Annotated in this window: 15 protein-coding genes; 8 read left to right on the forward strand and 7 right to left on the reverse strand. The window is 60.6% G+C overall.

Annotated elements, in window-relative coordinates:
* Positions 1-26 precede the first annotated feature (26 nt).
* The 5 genes from HX817_RS23935 to HX817_RS23955 form a co-directional block, all read right to left on the reverse strand.
* The gene (locus HX817_RS23935) at positions 27-407 is read right to left on the reverse strand and encodes a Rho termination factor N-terminal domain-containing protein (protein ID WP_177041392.1); all 381 of its coding nucleotides are present in this window, start codon (positions 405-407) and stop codon (positions 27-29) included.
* A 57-nt stretch (positions 408-464) separates the two neighbouring features.
* Entirely contained in the window at positions 465-731 is a 267-nt protein-coding gene (locus HX817_RS23940) for a hypothetical protein (RefSeq protein ID WP_087692767.1), read from the reverse strand.
* A gap of 48 nt (positions 732-779) precedes the next feature.
* Complete coding sequence (locus HX817_RS23945) at positions 780-1,127, reverse strand: hypothetical protein (RefSeq protein ID WP_177035139.1); 348 nt, start codon at positions 1,125-1,127, stop codon at positions 780-782.
* A gap of 85 nt (positions 1,128-1,212) precedes the next feature.
* Positions 1,213-2,406: an MFS transporter gene (locus HX817_RS23950; RefSeq protein WP_177041393.1), complete on the reverse strand. Its 1,194-nt coding sequence runs from the start codon at positions 2,404-2,406 to the stop codon at positions 1,213-1,215.
* 86 nt (positions 2,407-2,492) lie between these two features.
* Entirely contained in the window at positions 2,493-3,152 is a 660-nt protein-coding gene (locus HX817_RS23955) for an HD domain-containing protein (RefSeq protein ID WP_177041395.1), read from the reverse strand.
* Between the two features lie 112 nt (positions 3,153-3,264).
* Here HX817_RS23955 and HX817_RS23960 point away from each other — a divergent pair, with 112 nt between their 5' ends.
* The 6 genes from HX817_RS23960 (at position 3,265) to HX817_RS23985 (ending at position 9,203) form a co-directional block, all read left to right on the forward strand.
* Positions 3,265-3,744, forward strand: a complete 480-nt coding sequence (locus HX817_RS23960) for a GNAT family N-acetyltransferase (protein ID WP_004371239.1) — start codon at positions 3,265-3,267, stop codon at positions 3,742-3,744.
* Positions 3,745-3,893: 149 nt separating this feature from the next.
* The gene (locus HX817_RS23965) at positions 3,894-4,715 is read left to right on the forward strand and encodes an SDR family oxidoreductase (protein WP_177022187.1); all 822 of its coding nucleotides are present in this window, start codon (positions 3,894-3,896) and stop codon (positions 4,713-4,715) included.
* A gap of 31 nt (positions 4,716-4,746) precedes the next feature.
* A complete protein-coding gene (locus HX817_RS23970; protein ID WP_177041398.1) occupies positions 4,747-5,727 on the forward strand; it encodes a substrate-binding domain-containing protein in 981 nt (326 codons plus the stop codon).
* A complete protein-coding gene (araG, locus tag HX817_RS23975) occupies positions 5,724-7,232 on the forward strand; it encodes an L-arabinose ABC transporter ATP-binding protein AraG (protein ID WP_177041399.1) in 1,509 nt (502 codons plus the stop codon). Before HX817_RS23970 ends, araG begins: the two co-directional genes overlap by 4 nt.
* A gap of 16 nt (positions 7,233-7,248) precedes the next feature.
* Positions 7,249-8,214 (forward strand): L-arabinose ABC transporter permease AraH, encoded by a 966-nt coding sequence (araH, locus tag HX817_RS23980; protein ID WP_004371231.1) that lies wholly within the window; start codon positions 7,249-7,251, stop codon positions 8,212-8,214.
* 185 nt (positions 8,215-8,399) lie between these two features.
* Positions 8,400-9,203, forward strand: coding sequence for an IclR family transcriptional regulator (locus tag HX817_RS23985; protein ID WP_004371229.1), 804 nt, complete (start codon positions 8,400-8,402; stop codon positions 9,201-9,203).
* Positions 9,204-9,342: 139 nt separating this feature from the next.
* Here HX817_RS23985 and HX817_RS23990 read toward each other — a convergent pair whose 3' ends face one another.
* Positions 9,343-10,395, reverse strand: a complete 1,053-nt coding sequence (locus HX817_RS23990) for an NAD(P)-dependent alcohol dehydrogenase (protein WP_177019619.1) — start codon at positions 10,393-10,395, stop codon at positions 9,343-9,345.
* A gap of 181 nt (positions 10,396-10,576) precedes the next feature.
* Here HX817_RS23990 and HX817_RS23995 point away from each other — a divergent pair, with 181 nt between their 5' ends.
* Positions 10,577-11,467 (forward strand): AraC family transcriptional regulator, encoded by an 891-nt coding sequence (locus HX817_RS23995; RefSeq protein WP_004371227.1) that lies wholly within the window; start codon positions 10,577-10,579, stop codon positions 11,465-11,467.
* Positions 11,468-11,661: 194 nt separating this feature from the next.
* Here the strand turns inward: HX817_RS23995 and HX817_RS24000 are convergent, their stop codons facing one another.
* Entirely contained in the window at positions 11,662-13,326 is a 1,665-nt protein-coding gene (locus HX817_RS24000) for an electron transfer flavoprotein-ubiquinone oxidoreductase (protein ID WP_008434918.1), read from the reverse strand.
* A gap of 554 nt (positions 13,327-13,880) precedes the next feature.
* Here HX817_RS24000 and HX817_RS24005 point away from each other — a divergent pair.
* The gene (locus HX817_RS24005) at positions 13,881-14,630 is read left to right on the forward strand and encodes an electron transfer flavoprotein subunit beta/FixA family protein (protein WP_004371224.1); all 750 of its coding nucleotides are present in this window, start codon (positions 13,881-13,883) and stop codon (positions 14,628-14,630) included.

Genomic DNA, 14,630 nt, shown 5'->3' on the forward strand with positions numbered 1-14,630 from the left:
AGCCCGCTCCCACATTTTGTTCCGCGTTAACCGGCCTTTTTCAGCGCCTCAATCAACTCATCCTTGCGCATGGTCGAGCGCCCGGGAATGTCCTTGGCACGCGCTTCTCTCAGCAAGCTTTCCTTGGTCTGTGTACCCAGCGAAACCCGGCTGTTACGCGGATGCCCCTCACGGCTGGCAGCAGCCCGCTTGGCCGACTCATGCCGGTCCTGGGACTTCTTCGCCGGCGCCTTGCGCTGGCCTGAACCGCCGGCCTTTTCGCCGCCGCCAGACTGCTTGTTGACGGTGGCCCAGGCCCGCGCCTCGGCTTCTTCTTTCGACAAGCCCTGGTGCTCATAACTCGCTTCGATATGGGCGGCCTTGCGCTTCTGTTCGGTGGTGTATTTGGCTTTGCTTCCACGAGGCATTGCGATACTCCTTCTGGCCCTCATACAAGATACAAGGGCCAGACCAGGCAAGGTGTGTTATTGGCTCGCTTCGCTTTCAAGCTTGCGAGCCGCTTCCACGCCGGACGCGGTGAGCTTGATCGGCAGGTTCAGCGAATGTTCACCGGCATCGTTGCAGGTCACATGGCCTTCCTTGATCCACCCGCGGTCCTGCAAGGTGGCCAAGGCGCTGGCCACCACTTTTTCACCTCGGTAGTTGTCCAGCACTTCTTTGCCCAACCCACTGGGATGAGCGTGGAGCAGACGGGTGAGGACTTCTTTTTCAAGGTTGTGATCGACGTTCATGCATACCTCTTCACTGGGAAATGGTTGGGTGTTCGTCTTTCTTGCGCATTAAGGCGCGGGCTGTTTTGGCGCGCCGGGGATGTTGGAGTCGTCACCCTTGTTGATCGAGGGCGAAGTGGCACCTGGGCCCATTTTGCCGTTAGGCACCGCACCGCTGTTGCGATTGGTGTCGTCGCCCTGGGTGCGTGGGTCCCTGCTGTTGTCGATGATGGCGCCGCCGTTGGTGTCCAGGCCAGTGCCCATTGAGTCATTCGACTCCCGGGTGGCCGGGCTTGGCGGGCTGCCGACAGGGTCGGTCGGGCCGGTGCTGGAACCTGTTGTGGCGGCAAAGCTGCTCAGCGAAACAGCAGACAGCAAACCGGTGAGGGCGAGGGCGGCAAATTTGGAAGTCGTCATGATGGTGTCTCCATATGATTAATGTCCTTACCTGATATTGGTCCACCCCCGTTTGTGATTCGTGCCTCGATACCGACGAACGGTCTTAGGTCGCTTGTAAGATTTTGTGTGACGAGATTCGGCGCCAGATCAACCGCGCCACCGTGATCAGCCAATTGAGCAGCGCCACCGCCAGTACGCTCATCAACAGGGTCGGCATGCCGTATTCGACGATGACCTTGCCCGCCAGCAGCGGGAAACCGAACACCCCGATAAAGTACGCCAGGCTGAACAGCAGCAACGCCTGGGACGTGGTGCCCGCAGGTGCCTCGTTCGCAGCCAAACCATTGATCACCGAATACGTCAGGCCGTAACCCACGCCCAGGGTGACGGCCGCCAGCAGGTAGCTGTAGTTGCCGCTGACCCTGAACCCGAACAGGAAAATCGACACCAGCATCAACCCGGACAACACACACGCCGCCCAATACGGATCACGCTTGACCACGATGCCGGCGATCAGCAGGCGGCTGGTAATCGCCGCACTCATGAAGCCCAGGAAGAACAGCGAATAGTCCAGCCCGTGCAACGCCGCGTAGCTGGTCTGGAAACTCGACAGCCCGCCAAACACGCAACCGCCGAGGCCCACCATGATGATCGCGAACACCGCCCGGGACGACAGCACCTTGCGTGTCGCTGACCAGGAAATCTTCGCCACCGGCGCGGTGTGTTGACTCAGCGCGCGACCCAGTCGCCAGAAAATCAGCACACCCACCAGGCTCGCCAGCGCTGCTATATGAAAGGCCGCCGTCAGCGAAAAATCCAGGGCACTTGCCGCCCGCCCCAGCAGTGGCCCGGAGCCGATTCCGGTCATCATGCTGCCCGACAGCAGGGCAAAATACTTGGCCCGTTGCGCCGGTTCCACCAGCATCGCGACGATGATCGGCCCCAACGTGTAGAACACGCCCCAGCCCAATCCCAACGACAAGCCAAAGAACATCAAGCCCTCGCCGAACCCCGGCGCCAGCGCAAAGCCCAGGCACGCCACCACCAGCAATACGCCGAGCAGGGCGATCGACCTGGCAGCCCCCAGCAGGTCGGCCAGATGCCCGGAAACCAGCACCGCCACAAAGGTGCTGAGCATCGCCATGGAGATCACGCTGCCGGCGTCGTGTTCGTTGCCGCCGCGCGAATGGATCAGCAGCGACAGCAAGAATGTCGAGCCATAGGACAGGGAAAGCAGGTAGCTGGCGAGGCAGAAAAGGGCGAACAGTTTTCCGCCGACCGCAGGTGAGGCGTGCATGGGGGAGCCTTGCGTCTGTTGGATTTATGCCCAACTTTTTACCATGCACGGCACGTGGGATTGTTCTGTGGTTCGCGGCGCTTGCGTTAGCCCGCAGCGGAGTATGGCGTGCCTATTTCTTCGATGAACATGTTCATGAAACCCTTCAACCGCTCATGGCGCGCCAGGGCCATGCGTTGCCCCGTCGGCGTCTGAAATCCGCCCGCCAGATGCAGCAGCTTGGTCTGGAAATGGTCGAGGCAAAAGCGCTTGTCGTCGTACTCGCGATGCTGCGCTGTTGGGTCAGCTGGGTCATACAGCCCGCTGCCCATGCGCCCGGCGATGTAAAATGTGCGGGCCACGCCGATCATGCCCAGGGAGTCCAAACGGTCGGCATCCTGCATAATCTTTGCTTCAAGCGTCACCGGCGTCAGGCCCGCCGAAAAGCTGTGGGTCTCGATGGCGTGGGTCACCGCTGCAATCGTCTCGGGCTGCCACGCCAACCCCTGCAAAATCTGCCCGGCCTTGTCCGCCGCCAATGTTGAGGCCTTGGAACGCAACGGCGAATTCTTCTCCACCGCGACGCAGTCATGGAGCAGCACCGCCGCCAGCAGCACCTCCAGATCGCCACCTTCCTCTGCCTGGATCGACCGCACGTTGTGCCACACCCGTTGCAAGTGCGACAGGTCGTGGGCGCCGTCTTCCGAAGGCTCAAGGGCGTGAGGCAATAACGTCGCGGCGAGGTCGGTCAAGGGCGTGAAGGGCATGGGGGTTCTCAAAGGTCGATGGCCTGCAGGTTAGCCGTGAATCAAATTGCACTGCAATCGGTCATTAAAGCGCCTTAGTATGTGTGCTTTATTTCCCTGACAAGGCCTGCCCATGACCATCGAGATTCGCCCCGCCGTGCCCAGCGATGCTGCGCAGATCCTGACCTTCATCACCGAGCTTGCCGACTATGAAAAAGCCCGGCACGAAGTGATCGCCAGCGTGGTGGACATCGAGCGCAGCCTGTTCAGTGAAGGTGCCACCGCCCACGGCCTGATCTGCCTGCGCGACGGTTTGCCGATCGGCTTTGCGGTGTTCTTTTTCAGCTATTCCACGTGGCTGGGCAGCAACTGCCTGTACCTCGAAGACCTGTACATCAACCCCGAGCAACGCGGTGGCGGGGCGGGCAAGAAGTTGCTGCGCCACCTGGCGAAAATCGCCTGTGACAACGGCTGCGGGCGTTTCGAGTGGAGCGTGCTGGACTGGAACGAGCCGGCCATCGCGTTCTACAAATCCATCGGCGCCCAGCCCCAGGAAGAGTGGGTACGCTACCGCATGGAAGGCGACGCCCTCAGGGATTTCGCACAGGGTTAAGTGTGCATAAAGGACCGGCTTTTAAAGCCGGTTTTTTTATATATTTGCTCACTATATGGGATGATAATTTATATATTGAGATGTTCCGGTTTCTGGGTTTATAGTCTTGCGCATCAGCACTCACTACCAAAAACAAAACAGGTGAAGCGATGCAGGCACAACCGTTGTCGTTACCTCCGGTGCCCGAGCCGACTTACGGCGAGCGACTGAAGAACAAAGTCGTGGTCATCACCGGTGCCGCCCAAGGCATTGGCGAGGCTATCGTCGCCTGCTTCCAGGCTCAGCAGGCGCGCCTGGTGATCGGTGATATCCAGGGCGAGAAGGTCGAGCAAGTTGCCGCCCACTGGCGCGAACGCGGCGCCGAGATCTACGCACAACCTGTCGACATCACTTCCAAGGATCAATGGCGCGCCCTGGTGGACGTAGCTATCGAACGCTTTGGCCGCGTCGATGTGCTGGTCAATTGCGCCGGCGTCAACGTGTTCCGCGACCCGCTGGAAATGACCGACGAAGACTGGCGCCGCTGCTTCGCCATCGACCTCGACGGCGCCTGGTACGGCTGCCGTACCGTGTTGCCGCACATGATCGAGCAAGGCATCGGCAACATCATCAATATCGCCTCCACCCACTCCAGCCACATCATTCCCGGCTGCTTCCCGTACCCGGTGGCCAAGCACGGCCTGCTCGGGCTGACCCGCGCCCTGGGCATCGAATACGCGCCCAAGGGCATCCGCGTAAATGCCATCGCGCCGGGCTATATCGAAACCCAACTCAACGTCGATTACTGGAACGGCTTTGCCGACCCGCACGCCGAGCGCCAGCGTGCCTTCGACCTGCACCCGCCCAAGCGCATCGGCCAGCCGATTGAAGTGGCGATGACGGCACTGTTTCTTGCGACCGATGAGGCGCCCTTTATCAATGCCACCTGCCTGATGATCGATGGTGGGCGGTCGGTGATGTACCACGATTAAAACTTTTCCAAATAACAAGAAGAGGTGGTTCATGCTCAAGAAAACACTAGGCACCCTTGCCCTCACGATGGCGCTCAGCGGCCTGGCCTCTGCCGAAGAAGTAAAGATCGGCTTCCTGGTCAAGCAGGCGGAAGAGCCCTGGTTCCAGACCGAATGGGCCTTCGCTGAAAAAGCCGGCAAGGACCATGGTTTCACCGTGATCAAGATCGCCGTGCCCGACGGCGAGAAAACCCTGTCCGCCATCGATACCCTGGCCGCCAACGGCGCCAAGGGTTTCGTGATCTGCCCGCCGGACGTGTCCCTGGGCCCTGCGATCATGGCCAAGGCCAAGCTGAATAACCTTAAAGTGCTGGCGGTAGACGACCGCTTCGTCGACGCCAAGGGCAAGCCCATGGAAGACGTGCCTTACGTCGGCCTGGACGCCTACAAGATCGGCCAGAAACAAGGCGAGGCCATGGCCACCGAAGCCAAGCATCGCAACTGGGACTGGAAGGACACCTACGCCGTCATCAATACCTTCGACGAGCTGGAAACCGGCAAGAAACGCACCGACGGGTCGGTAGAAGGCCTCAAGGCCGCCGGCCTGCCGGTTGACCATATCCTGTTCACCGCGCAGAAAACCCTCGACGTGCCGGGCGCCATGGACTCCACCAACTCGGCCCTGGTGAAACTGCCCAGCGGCGCGAAAAACCTGCTGATTGGCGGCATGAACGACAGCACCGTACTGGGCGGCGTACGCGCCACCGAAAGCGCCGGCTTCAAGGCCACAAACGTGATTGGCGTGGGCATCAACGGCACCGACGCCATCGAAGAACTGAAGAAATCCGACACCGGTTTCTACGGCTCGATGCTGCTCAGCCCCGATGCGTCCGGCTATAAAACTGCAACCGCGATGTTCGAGTGGGTGACCAAAGGCACTGAGCCTGCCAAGTTCACCGCACTGGATAACGTGACCCTGATCACCCGCGCCAACTTCAAGGAAGAGTTGAGCAAGATCGGTCTGTGGAAATGAACAGCGCCGCTGCAGAGAGCCTGCGCTTCAACGGCATCGGCAAGGAGTTTCCCGGGGTGAAGGCCCTGGCGCAGATCAGCTTTGAAGCGCGGCCCCATTCGGTGCATGCGCTGATGGGCGAGAACGGCGCGGGCAAGTCGACCTTGCTGAAAATCCTCGGCGGTTTTTATCCGCCCAACAGCGGCAGCTTGCAGTTGGGCGAACGCAGCGTGAGTTTCAAGTCGGCGGCCGACAGCATCGCCAGCGGCATCGCAGTGATTCACCAGGAGCTGCAACTGGTGCCGGAAATGACCGTCGCCGAGAACCTGCTGTTGGGGCATATGCCGTCGCGCTTTGGCGTGGTCAATCGCGGGGCGATGGTGCGCAAGGCACGGGAACTGCTCAAGGGCCTGGCGGATGAAATCGATCCGAACATGCGCCTGGGCAGCCTGTCCCTCGGCCAGCGGCAACTGGTGGAAATCGCCAAGGCCATGTCGCGCAACGCCCATGTGATTGCGTTCGACGAACCCACCAGCAGCCTCTCGGCCCGTGAGATCGAGCGGCTGATGGTGATCATCGCCCGACTGCGGGATGAAGGCCGGGTGATCCTCTACGTGTCGCACCGCATGGAAGAAGTGTTCCGTATCTGCGATGCGGTGACGGTGTTCAAGGACGGGCGCTTCGTGCGCACGTTCGAGGACATGACGCAGTTGAACGTCGACCAACTGGTCAACTGCATGGTCGGGCGCGATATCCAGGATATCTACGACTACAGGCCGCGCGAGCACTGCGGTGAAGCGCTGCGAGTCGAAGGTTTGCTCGGGCCGGGGTTGCAGGAACCGGTGAGCCTGCAGGTGAACAAGGGCGAGATTCTCGGGCTGTTCGGCCTGGTGGGGGCCGGGCGCACAGAGTTGTTGCGCCTGCTCGCCGGGCTGTCCCGCAGCACCCAGGGGACTCTGGTGCTGCATGGCCAGGCGCAGACGTTCAAGACACCACGGGATGCGATTGCGGCGGGGGTGTTGCTCTGCCCCGAGGACCGCAAGAAGGAAGGCATCGTGCCCCGCGCGAGTGTTGCGGAGAACATCAATATCAGTGCGCGGCGTGACCATGCGCGCTTCGGCTGGCTGATCCAGGGCGGCTGGGAACGCACCAACGCCCAGCGGCAGATCAGCGCGCTGAACGTGCGCACGCCGTCGGCGGACCAGCCGATTCTGTTCCTGTCGGGCGGCAATCAGCAGAAGGCGATTCTCGGCCGCTGGTTGTCGATGCCGATGAAAGTGTTGCTGCTGGACGAGCCGACCCGCGGCATTGATATCGGTGCGAAATCGGAGATCTACCAGATCATTCATAACCTGGCGGCCAGTGGCATCGCGGTGATCGTGGTGGCCAGCGACCTGATGGAAGTGATGGGCATCTCCGACCGCATCCTGGTGATGAGCGAAGGCGCCCTGACCGGCGAATTGACCCGCGATCAAGCGGACGAAGCACGGCTGCTGCAACTGGCTCTTCCGCGTACGCGGGACTGAAGAATACGAGGTGGGTATGTCACAGGTAAAAACTGCAAGAAGCTTCTGGCCGGGGTTCAACCAGCGCAAGTTTCTCGATGATTGGGTCATGCTGCTGGCGGCCTTGAGCATCTTTGTGCTCAGCGCCATCTTCATCGACAACTTCCTCTCGCCGCTGAACATGCGTGGCCTGGGTCTGGCGATTTCCACTGTGGGGATTGCGGCCTGCACCATGCTGTTTTGCCTGGCGTCGGGGCACTTCGACTTGTCGGTGGGTTCGGTGATCGCCTGTTCGGGCGTGGTGGCGGGGATCGTGATTCGCGACACCGACAGCGTGTTCTTCGGCGTGTCGGCGGCGTTGGCCATGGGCCTGGTGGTGGGACTGATCAACGGCATCGTGATCGCCAAGCTGCGGATCAACGCGTTGATCACGACGCTGGCGACGATGCAGATCGTGCGTGGGCTGGCGTATATCTTTTCCAACGGCAAGGCGGTCGGCGTGATGGACGAAAACTTCTTCGTCTTTGGTAACGGCCAGCTGTTTGGCGTGCCGGTGCCAATCGTCATCACCGTGCTGTGCTTTGTATTTTTTGGCTGGTTGCTGAACTACACCACCTACGGGCGCAACACCATGGCCATCGGCGGCAACCAGGAAGCGGCGCTGTTGGCCGGGGTGAATGTCGATCGCACCAAGATCATCATCTTTGCCGTGCACGGCGTGATCGGCGCGTTGGCCGGGGTGATCCTGGCGTCGCGGATGACCTCGGGGCAACCGATGATTGGCCAGGGGTTCGAGTTGACGGTGATCTCGGCGTGCGTGCTGGGCGGGGTGTCGCTGAGCGGCGGGATCGGGATGATCCGGCATGTGATTGCCGGGGTGCTGATTCTGGCGATCATCGAAAACGCGATGAACCTGAAGAACATCGACACCTTCTACCAATACGTGATTCGCGGCTCGATCCTGTTGCTGGCGGTGATTATCGACAGGATGAAACAACGATAAAAAGGGCGCCACACGACCAATGTGGGAGCGGGCTTGCTCGCGAAAACGGTGTGTCAGTCAGCGTATGCATTAACTGGAAAACCGCATTCGCGAGCAAGCCCGCTCCCACATTTTGATCTCCTCTGTTTTGCTGGTCCGCATTTGCCATAATGCTCGCCGTTTTCGTACTTCCCAATAGGCCCGATATGCAGGAAAACGCCCAAACTCCCGTCAAAGAAGCCGCGCCCACCGGCACTCAAACCCTGCTTCGTGGCCTGGGCGTGGTGCAGGCAGTGGCGGCCGGTGCGCGGGATCTGAAGGAAATCGCCAAGCGCATCGGCACCACCCGCAGCACCACTCACCGCCTGGCCAGTTGCCTGGTGGAAGAACGCTACCTGCGCGTAGTGCCGCAAGTCGGTTATCTGCTGGGCCCCAAATTGATCGAGCTGGGTTTCCAGGCCCGTGAAGAACTGCCTTTGGTCAGCCTGGCAGTGCCGTATCTGGACGAGTTGTCGGCGTTGACCGGCGATACCATCCACCTGGCTATTCGCGAATACGATGACGTGCTGTACCTGCACAAGAACCCTGGCCGCAACGGCCCGGAAATGCGCTCGCGCGTCGGCCATCGCATGCCGCTGGCGCGCACCGGGATCGGCAAGGCGTTGCTGCTGGATGACAGCGTGGAAGAGTGGCAGCGCCTGTATCAGGTCAGCCTGCCAACGGGCGGGAAGAATCTGCAGTGGCCGCAGCACCCCGAACAATCCTGGGCGCAGTTTGAACAGCGCATGCAGGAATACGTGGCGGGCGGTTATGCATTCGATCTGGAAGACAACGAACCGTCGATCCGTTGTGTCGCGGCACCGGTGCGCGATGCCAGCCGGCGAATCGTCGCCGGCATCAGCATCGCCAGTACCGTGCCCTACATGCCGCTGGAGAAAATGGCCGAGCTGATCCCTGTGATCAAACAGGTCGCAGCACGGCTGTCAGCGGAGTTGGGCGCGAAGGCCTGATCAGGCCGTGATCGTTCCCATGCTCCGCGTGGGAATGTTGCTTCGGACGCTCCGCGTCCAGAAGGACTTGAGCCCTGCGCAACGGTGACGCAGAGCGTCACAGCATGCGTTCCCACGCAGAGCGTGGGAACGATCATGATCAGGCCTTCAGGGTCGCCATGTCGATCACGAAGCGGTACTTCACATCACCGGCAATCATGCGGGTGTAGGCTTCGTTGATCTGGCGGATGTCGAGCATCTCGATGTCGCAGGTGATGCCGTGCTCGGCGCAGAAATCCAGGACTTCCTGGGTTTCGGCAATCCCACCGATCAACGAACCGGCCAGCACCTTGCGGCCCAGCACCAGCTTGGCAGCGTTGACGGGCGGGTCGACCGGCTCGATCAAACCTACCAGGATGTGCACGCCGTCAAAGCGCAGTACGTCGAGGTAGGGATTCAAGTCGTGCTGCACCGGGATGGTGTCCAGCAGGAAGTCGAAATGCCCGGCAGCGGCTTTCATCTGGGCTTCGTCGGTGGACACGATCACGTGGTCGGCGCCCTGGCGACGGCCTTCTTCAGCCTTGCTCGCGGAGCGGGTGAACAGCGTCACTTCCGCGCCCATGGCCTTGGCGAACTTGATGCCCATATGGCCCAAACCACCCATGCCCAGAACGCCAACCTTGTCGCCAGCCTTCACGCCGTAGTGCTTGAGCGGCGAGTAGGTGGTGATGCCGGCGCAGAGGATCGGCGCGGCGCTGGCCAGGTCGAGCTTGGCCGGGATCTTCACCACGAAGTGCTCGCTGACCACGATGCTGTCGGAGTAGCCGCCCATGGTGTTGCTGCCGTCGACCCGGTCCGGGGTGGCGTAGGTCATGGTCGGGCCTTCGAGGCAGTATTGCTCGAGGTCCGCGTGGCAGGCGTCGCAGTGACGGCAGGAGTCGACCATGCAGCCAACACCCACCAGGTCACCGACTTTGTGCGCGGTGACGCTGGCGCCGACGGCGGTGACTTTACCGACGATCTCGTGGCCCGGCATCAGCGGGTACACGGCGATGCCCCATTCGTTGCGTGCCTGGTGGATGTCGGAGTGGCAGACGCCGCAGTAGAGAATTTCGATCGCCACGTCATCGACGCGCGGGCTACGGCGTTCGAAGGACATGGGGGCGAGGGGAGTGGTGGCCGATTGAGCGGCATAACCGATGGCGGTGTACATGGAGAAACCTCGCAGGTGCAGTAACAGGTGAGGTGGCGCATTCTCCGCGCCGTGCCTGGGTGCGGCCATGGCGATTGCTCCGAGTCTCATGCCTATTCGTCCGGGAGTGCACCTGGATTGGATCGTTGTGGCGCCAGACCTGCGATGATGGTCTCATCCCCTTTTTCGCGAAGTTTTTGCCATGTTGTTGACCCGTCATGTCGATGCCAATGCCGCGTTGGTTGCCTTGATCGAACCCCTGACACCCCGTGATGGGTTCTCGCCCACGAACCTGCCGGGCGTGCAGGTATTGCGTGCCAGTTGCGATGTGGCGCGGGGCCCGCAGATTTATGAACCGAGCCTGATGATCGTCGCCCAGGGCAGCAAGGTCGCGTACCTGGGCCCGCGTACCCTGGAGTACGGCGCGGGGCATTACCTGATCCAGGCGATGCCGGTGCCGTTCGAATGCGAGACTTTTGCCATGCCGAATGCACCGCTGTTGGGGGTGACGGTGGGCATTGATCGGGTGGTGCTGGGTGAGTTGGTGATGGCGATGGGGATCCAGAGCGGGCCACCGCCAGCGGCGCAAACGTTGGAGTCGATGAGTTCGGTGGTGCTGGACGACGCCATGCGCGGCTGTGTCGAACGCCTGTTGCAGTGCCTGCACGATCCGCTGGAGAGCCGGATCATGGGTCCGGCGCGGGTGCGGGAATTATTGTTCACCGCATTGCGCGGGCCACAGGCGGATGTGTTGCGGGCGTTGGTGGAGCAGCAGGGGCAGTTTTCGCGGGTGGCGACTTCGTTGAATCACCTGCATGCCCATTACGCCGAGCCACTGAATATCGAGACATTGGCAGGTTATGCGCACATGAGCGCGTCGACCTTCCACGAACACTTCAAGCGCTGCACGCTGTTGTCGCCGGTGCAGTACCTCAAGCGTCTGCGGCTGCTCAAGGCGCAGCAGTTGCTGCTGGTGGAAGGCATGGGCGTGGCGCAGGCGGCCCACAGTGTGGGGTATCAGAGCACGTCGCAGTTCAGCCGGGAGTACAAGCGCTACTTCGAGCGCAGCCCCGGGGATGAGCGGGCGGCATAACTCTCCCGGGCACAATTCGGTCAAAAATGTGGGAGCGGGCTTGCTCGCGAAAGCGGTGTATCAGTCACAGATGTTTTGGCTGAACCACCGCTTTCGCGAGCAAGCCCGCTCCCACATTTGACCGAGTCGATGGGTCTTTTTCCGGGCTACAAAAAAAGGCCCCCATTTGGGAGCCTTCTGTTCAAGCAGCGGATTTACATATTCGGGTAAGTCGGCCCACCCGCACCTTCCGGCGTCACCCACGTAATGTTCTGCGAAGGGTCCTTGATGTCACAGGTCTTGCAGTGCACGCAGTTCTGGGCGTTGATCTGGAAGCGCTTCTCGCCGTCTTCCTTGGTGATCACTTCATACACGCCGGCCGGGCAGTAGCGCTGCGCCGGTTCATCGTAGAGCGGCAGGTTGGTGCCGATCGGGATGCTCGGGTCTTTCAGCTTCAGGTGGCACGGTTGTTCTTCTTCGTGGTTGGTACCGGAGATGAACACCGAACTCAGCTTGTCGAAGCTCAGCTTGCCGTCGGGTTTCGGGTAGTCGATCTTCTTGCTGTCCTTGGCCAGCTTGAGGCAGGCGTAGTCCGGCTTGGTATCGTGCAGGGTAAACGGCATTTTGCCGCCGAGGATGTTCTGGTCGAACCAGTTGAAGCCGGCACCAATGATCGGGCCGAACTTGTGCATCGCCGGGCCGAAGTTACGGCTGGCGAACAGTTCTTCGTAGAGCCAGCTGTTCTTGAAGCTGTCGACGTAAGCGGTCAGTTCGTCACCGCCTTCGGATTCGGCGAACAGGCGGTCAGCCACGGCGTCAGCGGCGAGCATGCCGGACTTCATCGCGGTGTGGCTGCCCTTGATCTTGGCGAAGTTCAGGGTGCCCAGGTCGCAGCCGATCAGCGCGCCGCCCTTGAACACCATTTTCGGCAGCGAGTTCAGTCCGCCTTTGCAGATGGCGCGGGCGCCGTAGCTGATGCGCTTGCCGCCTTCCAGGTACTGGGCCAGCACCGGGTGATGCTTGAGGCGCTGGAACTCGTCGAACGGCGACAGGAAGGTGTTGCTGTAGGACAGGTCGACGATCAGGCCGACGACCACCTGGTTGTTTTCCAGGTGATAGAGGAACGAACCGCCGGTGTTCTCGGCGCTCATGATGTCCAGCGGCCAGCCGGCGGTGTGCACCACCAGGCCTGGCTGGTGTTTGGCCGGGTCGATTTCCCAGATTTCCTTCAGGCCGATGCCGTAATGCTGGGCGTCGGCGTCGCTGTCCAGGTTGAAGCGCTGGATCAGTTGCTTGCCGATGTGGCCACGGCAACCTTCGGCGAACAGCGTGTACTTGCCACGCAGTTCCATGCCCGGGGTGTAGACGCCTTCTTTCGGGTTGCCTTCACGGTCGACGCCCAGGTCACCGGTGATGATCCCGCGCACCACGCCGTTTTCGTCGAACAGCGCTTCCTGGGCGGCGAAGCCTGGGTAGACTTCCACACCCAGGTTTTCGGCCTGCTGGGCGAGCCAGCGGCACAGGTTGCCCAGGGAAATAATGTAGTTGCCTTCGTTGTGCATGGTCTTGGGCACAAAGAAGTCAGGCACTTTGGTGGAAGCTTCGCTGGAGCGCAGTACATAGATGTCATCACGCACAACAGGGGTGTTGAGCGGTGCACCGAGTTCTTTCCAGTCCGGGAACAGTTCGTTCAGGGCACGGGGTTCAAACACGGCACCGGACAGGATATGAGCGCCGACTTCGGAGCCTTTTTCGACCACGCAGACGCTGATTTCCTTACCGGCTTCGGCGGCCTTCTGCTTCAATCGGCAGGCGGCAGACAGGCCTGCCGGGCCAGCGCCGACGATGACCACGTCGAATTCCATGTATTCGCGTTCCACAGGCTATCTCCTACTCAAGGCTCAACGGCTTTTTTTTCTAATGGGTGGAGGTTCGGTGATCCGTCCCACAATGCCTGCATCAATCTCATGCAAAGGGCAGGGGACGACCCACCTTTCTCTCTAGGTGGCGCATTATATCTACACCACTCTCAGCGTCCAATACAAACGTTTGTTTGAATTGCCCGCAAGCTAGGTAAATCAAAGCAACGCGGCTTATAACTGACCATTTTGGCGTATTGACCGGAATAGGCGTTCCGGTCAATATACGGTCGGTTTTGCGCATCCCGTAGGCAGACTGTGGGTTTCAAGGCCACCTCGAAAGACAGGCTGAAGGCAAATAAGGGTGACGCGCGAGCCACGATGGCGCGCAGTTTACACGCCACGATAATGAATGACCTCTCAGTCACCGCTGACGAACGGTCATCACTCCCGTGAGCAAGGTCCCCCGCCGACGATTGCCGGTGTTTTTGGAGGTGCCCTTGTGTGCCGATGAGCATCAAACCGCCAGGTTCGCCTAGGCGACTTTCTTTTCACCGGAGAGTAACGAGGAATCCATGAAGGTTCTTGTAGCTGTCAAACGCGTTGTCGATTACAACGTGAAAGTTCGCGTCAAGGCGGACAATTCCGGCGTCGACCTCGCTAACGTCAAGATGTCGATGAACCCTTTCTGCGAAATCGCCGTGGAAGAAGCCGTACGCCTGAAAGAGAAAGGCGTTGCGACTGAAATCGTCGTCGTTTCCATCGGTCCGACCACTGCTCAAGAGCAGCTGCGTACCGCCCTGGCGCTGGGTGCCGATCGCGCCATCCTCGTCGAATCCGCTGAAGAGCTGACTTCCCTGGCCGTTGCCAAGTTGTTGAAAGCCGTTGTCGACAAGGAACAGCCATCGCTGGTGATCCTCGGCAAACAAGCCATCGACAGCGATAACAACCAGACTGGCCAGATGCTGGCTGCACTGACCGGTTACGGCCAGGGCACCTTCGCCTCGAAAGTCGAAGTGAGCGGCGACAAGGTTGCCGTGACCCGCGAAATCGACGGCGGCGCGCAGACAGTTTCCCTGAAACTGCCGGCCATCGTCACCACCGACCTGCGTTTGAACGAGCCGCGCTACGCGTCCCTGCCAAACATCATGAAAGCCAAGAAGAAGCCTCTCGAAGTGCTGACTCCGGATGCTTTGGGCGTTTCCACCGCCTCCACCAACAAGACCGTAAAAGTCGAAGCGCCGGCTGCACGCAGCGCGGGCATCAAGGTCAAGTCGGTGGCTGAACTGGTCGAGAAACTGAAAAACGAAGCGAAGGTAATCTAA

This window comes from Pseudomonas sp. C6002, from assembly GCF_013385805.1.
Classification (GTDB): Bacteria; Pseudomonadota; Gammaproteobacteria; order Pseudomonadales; family Pseudomonadaceae; genus Aquipseudomonas.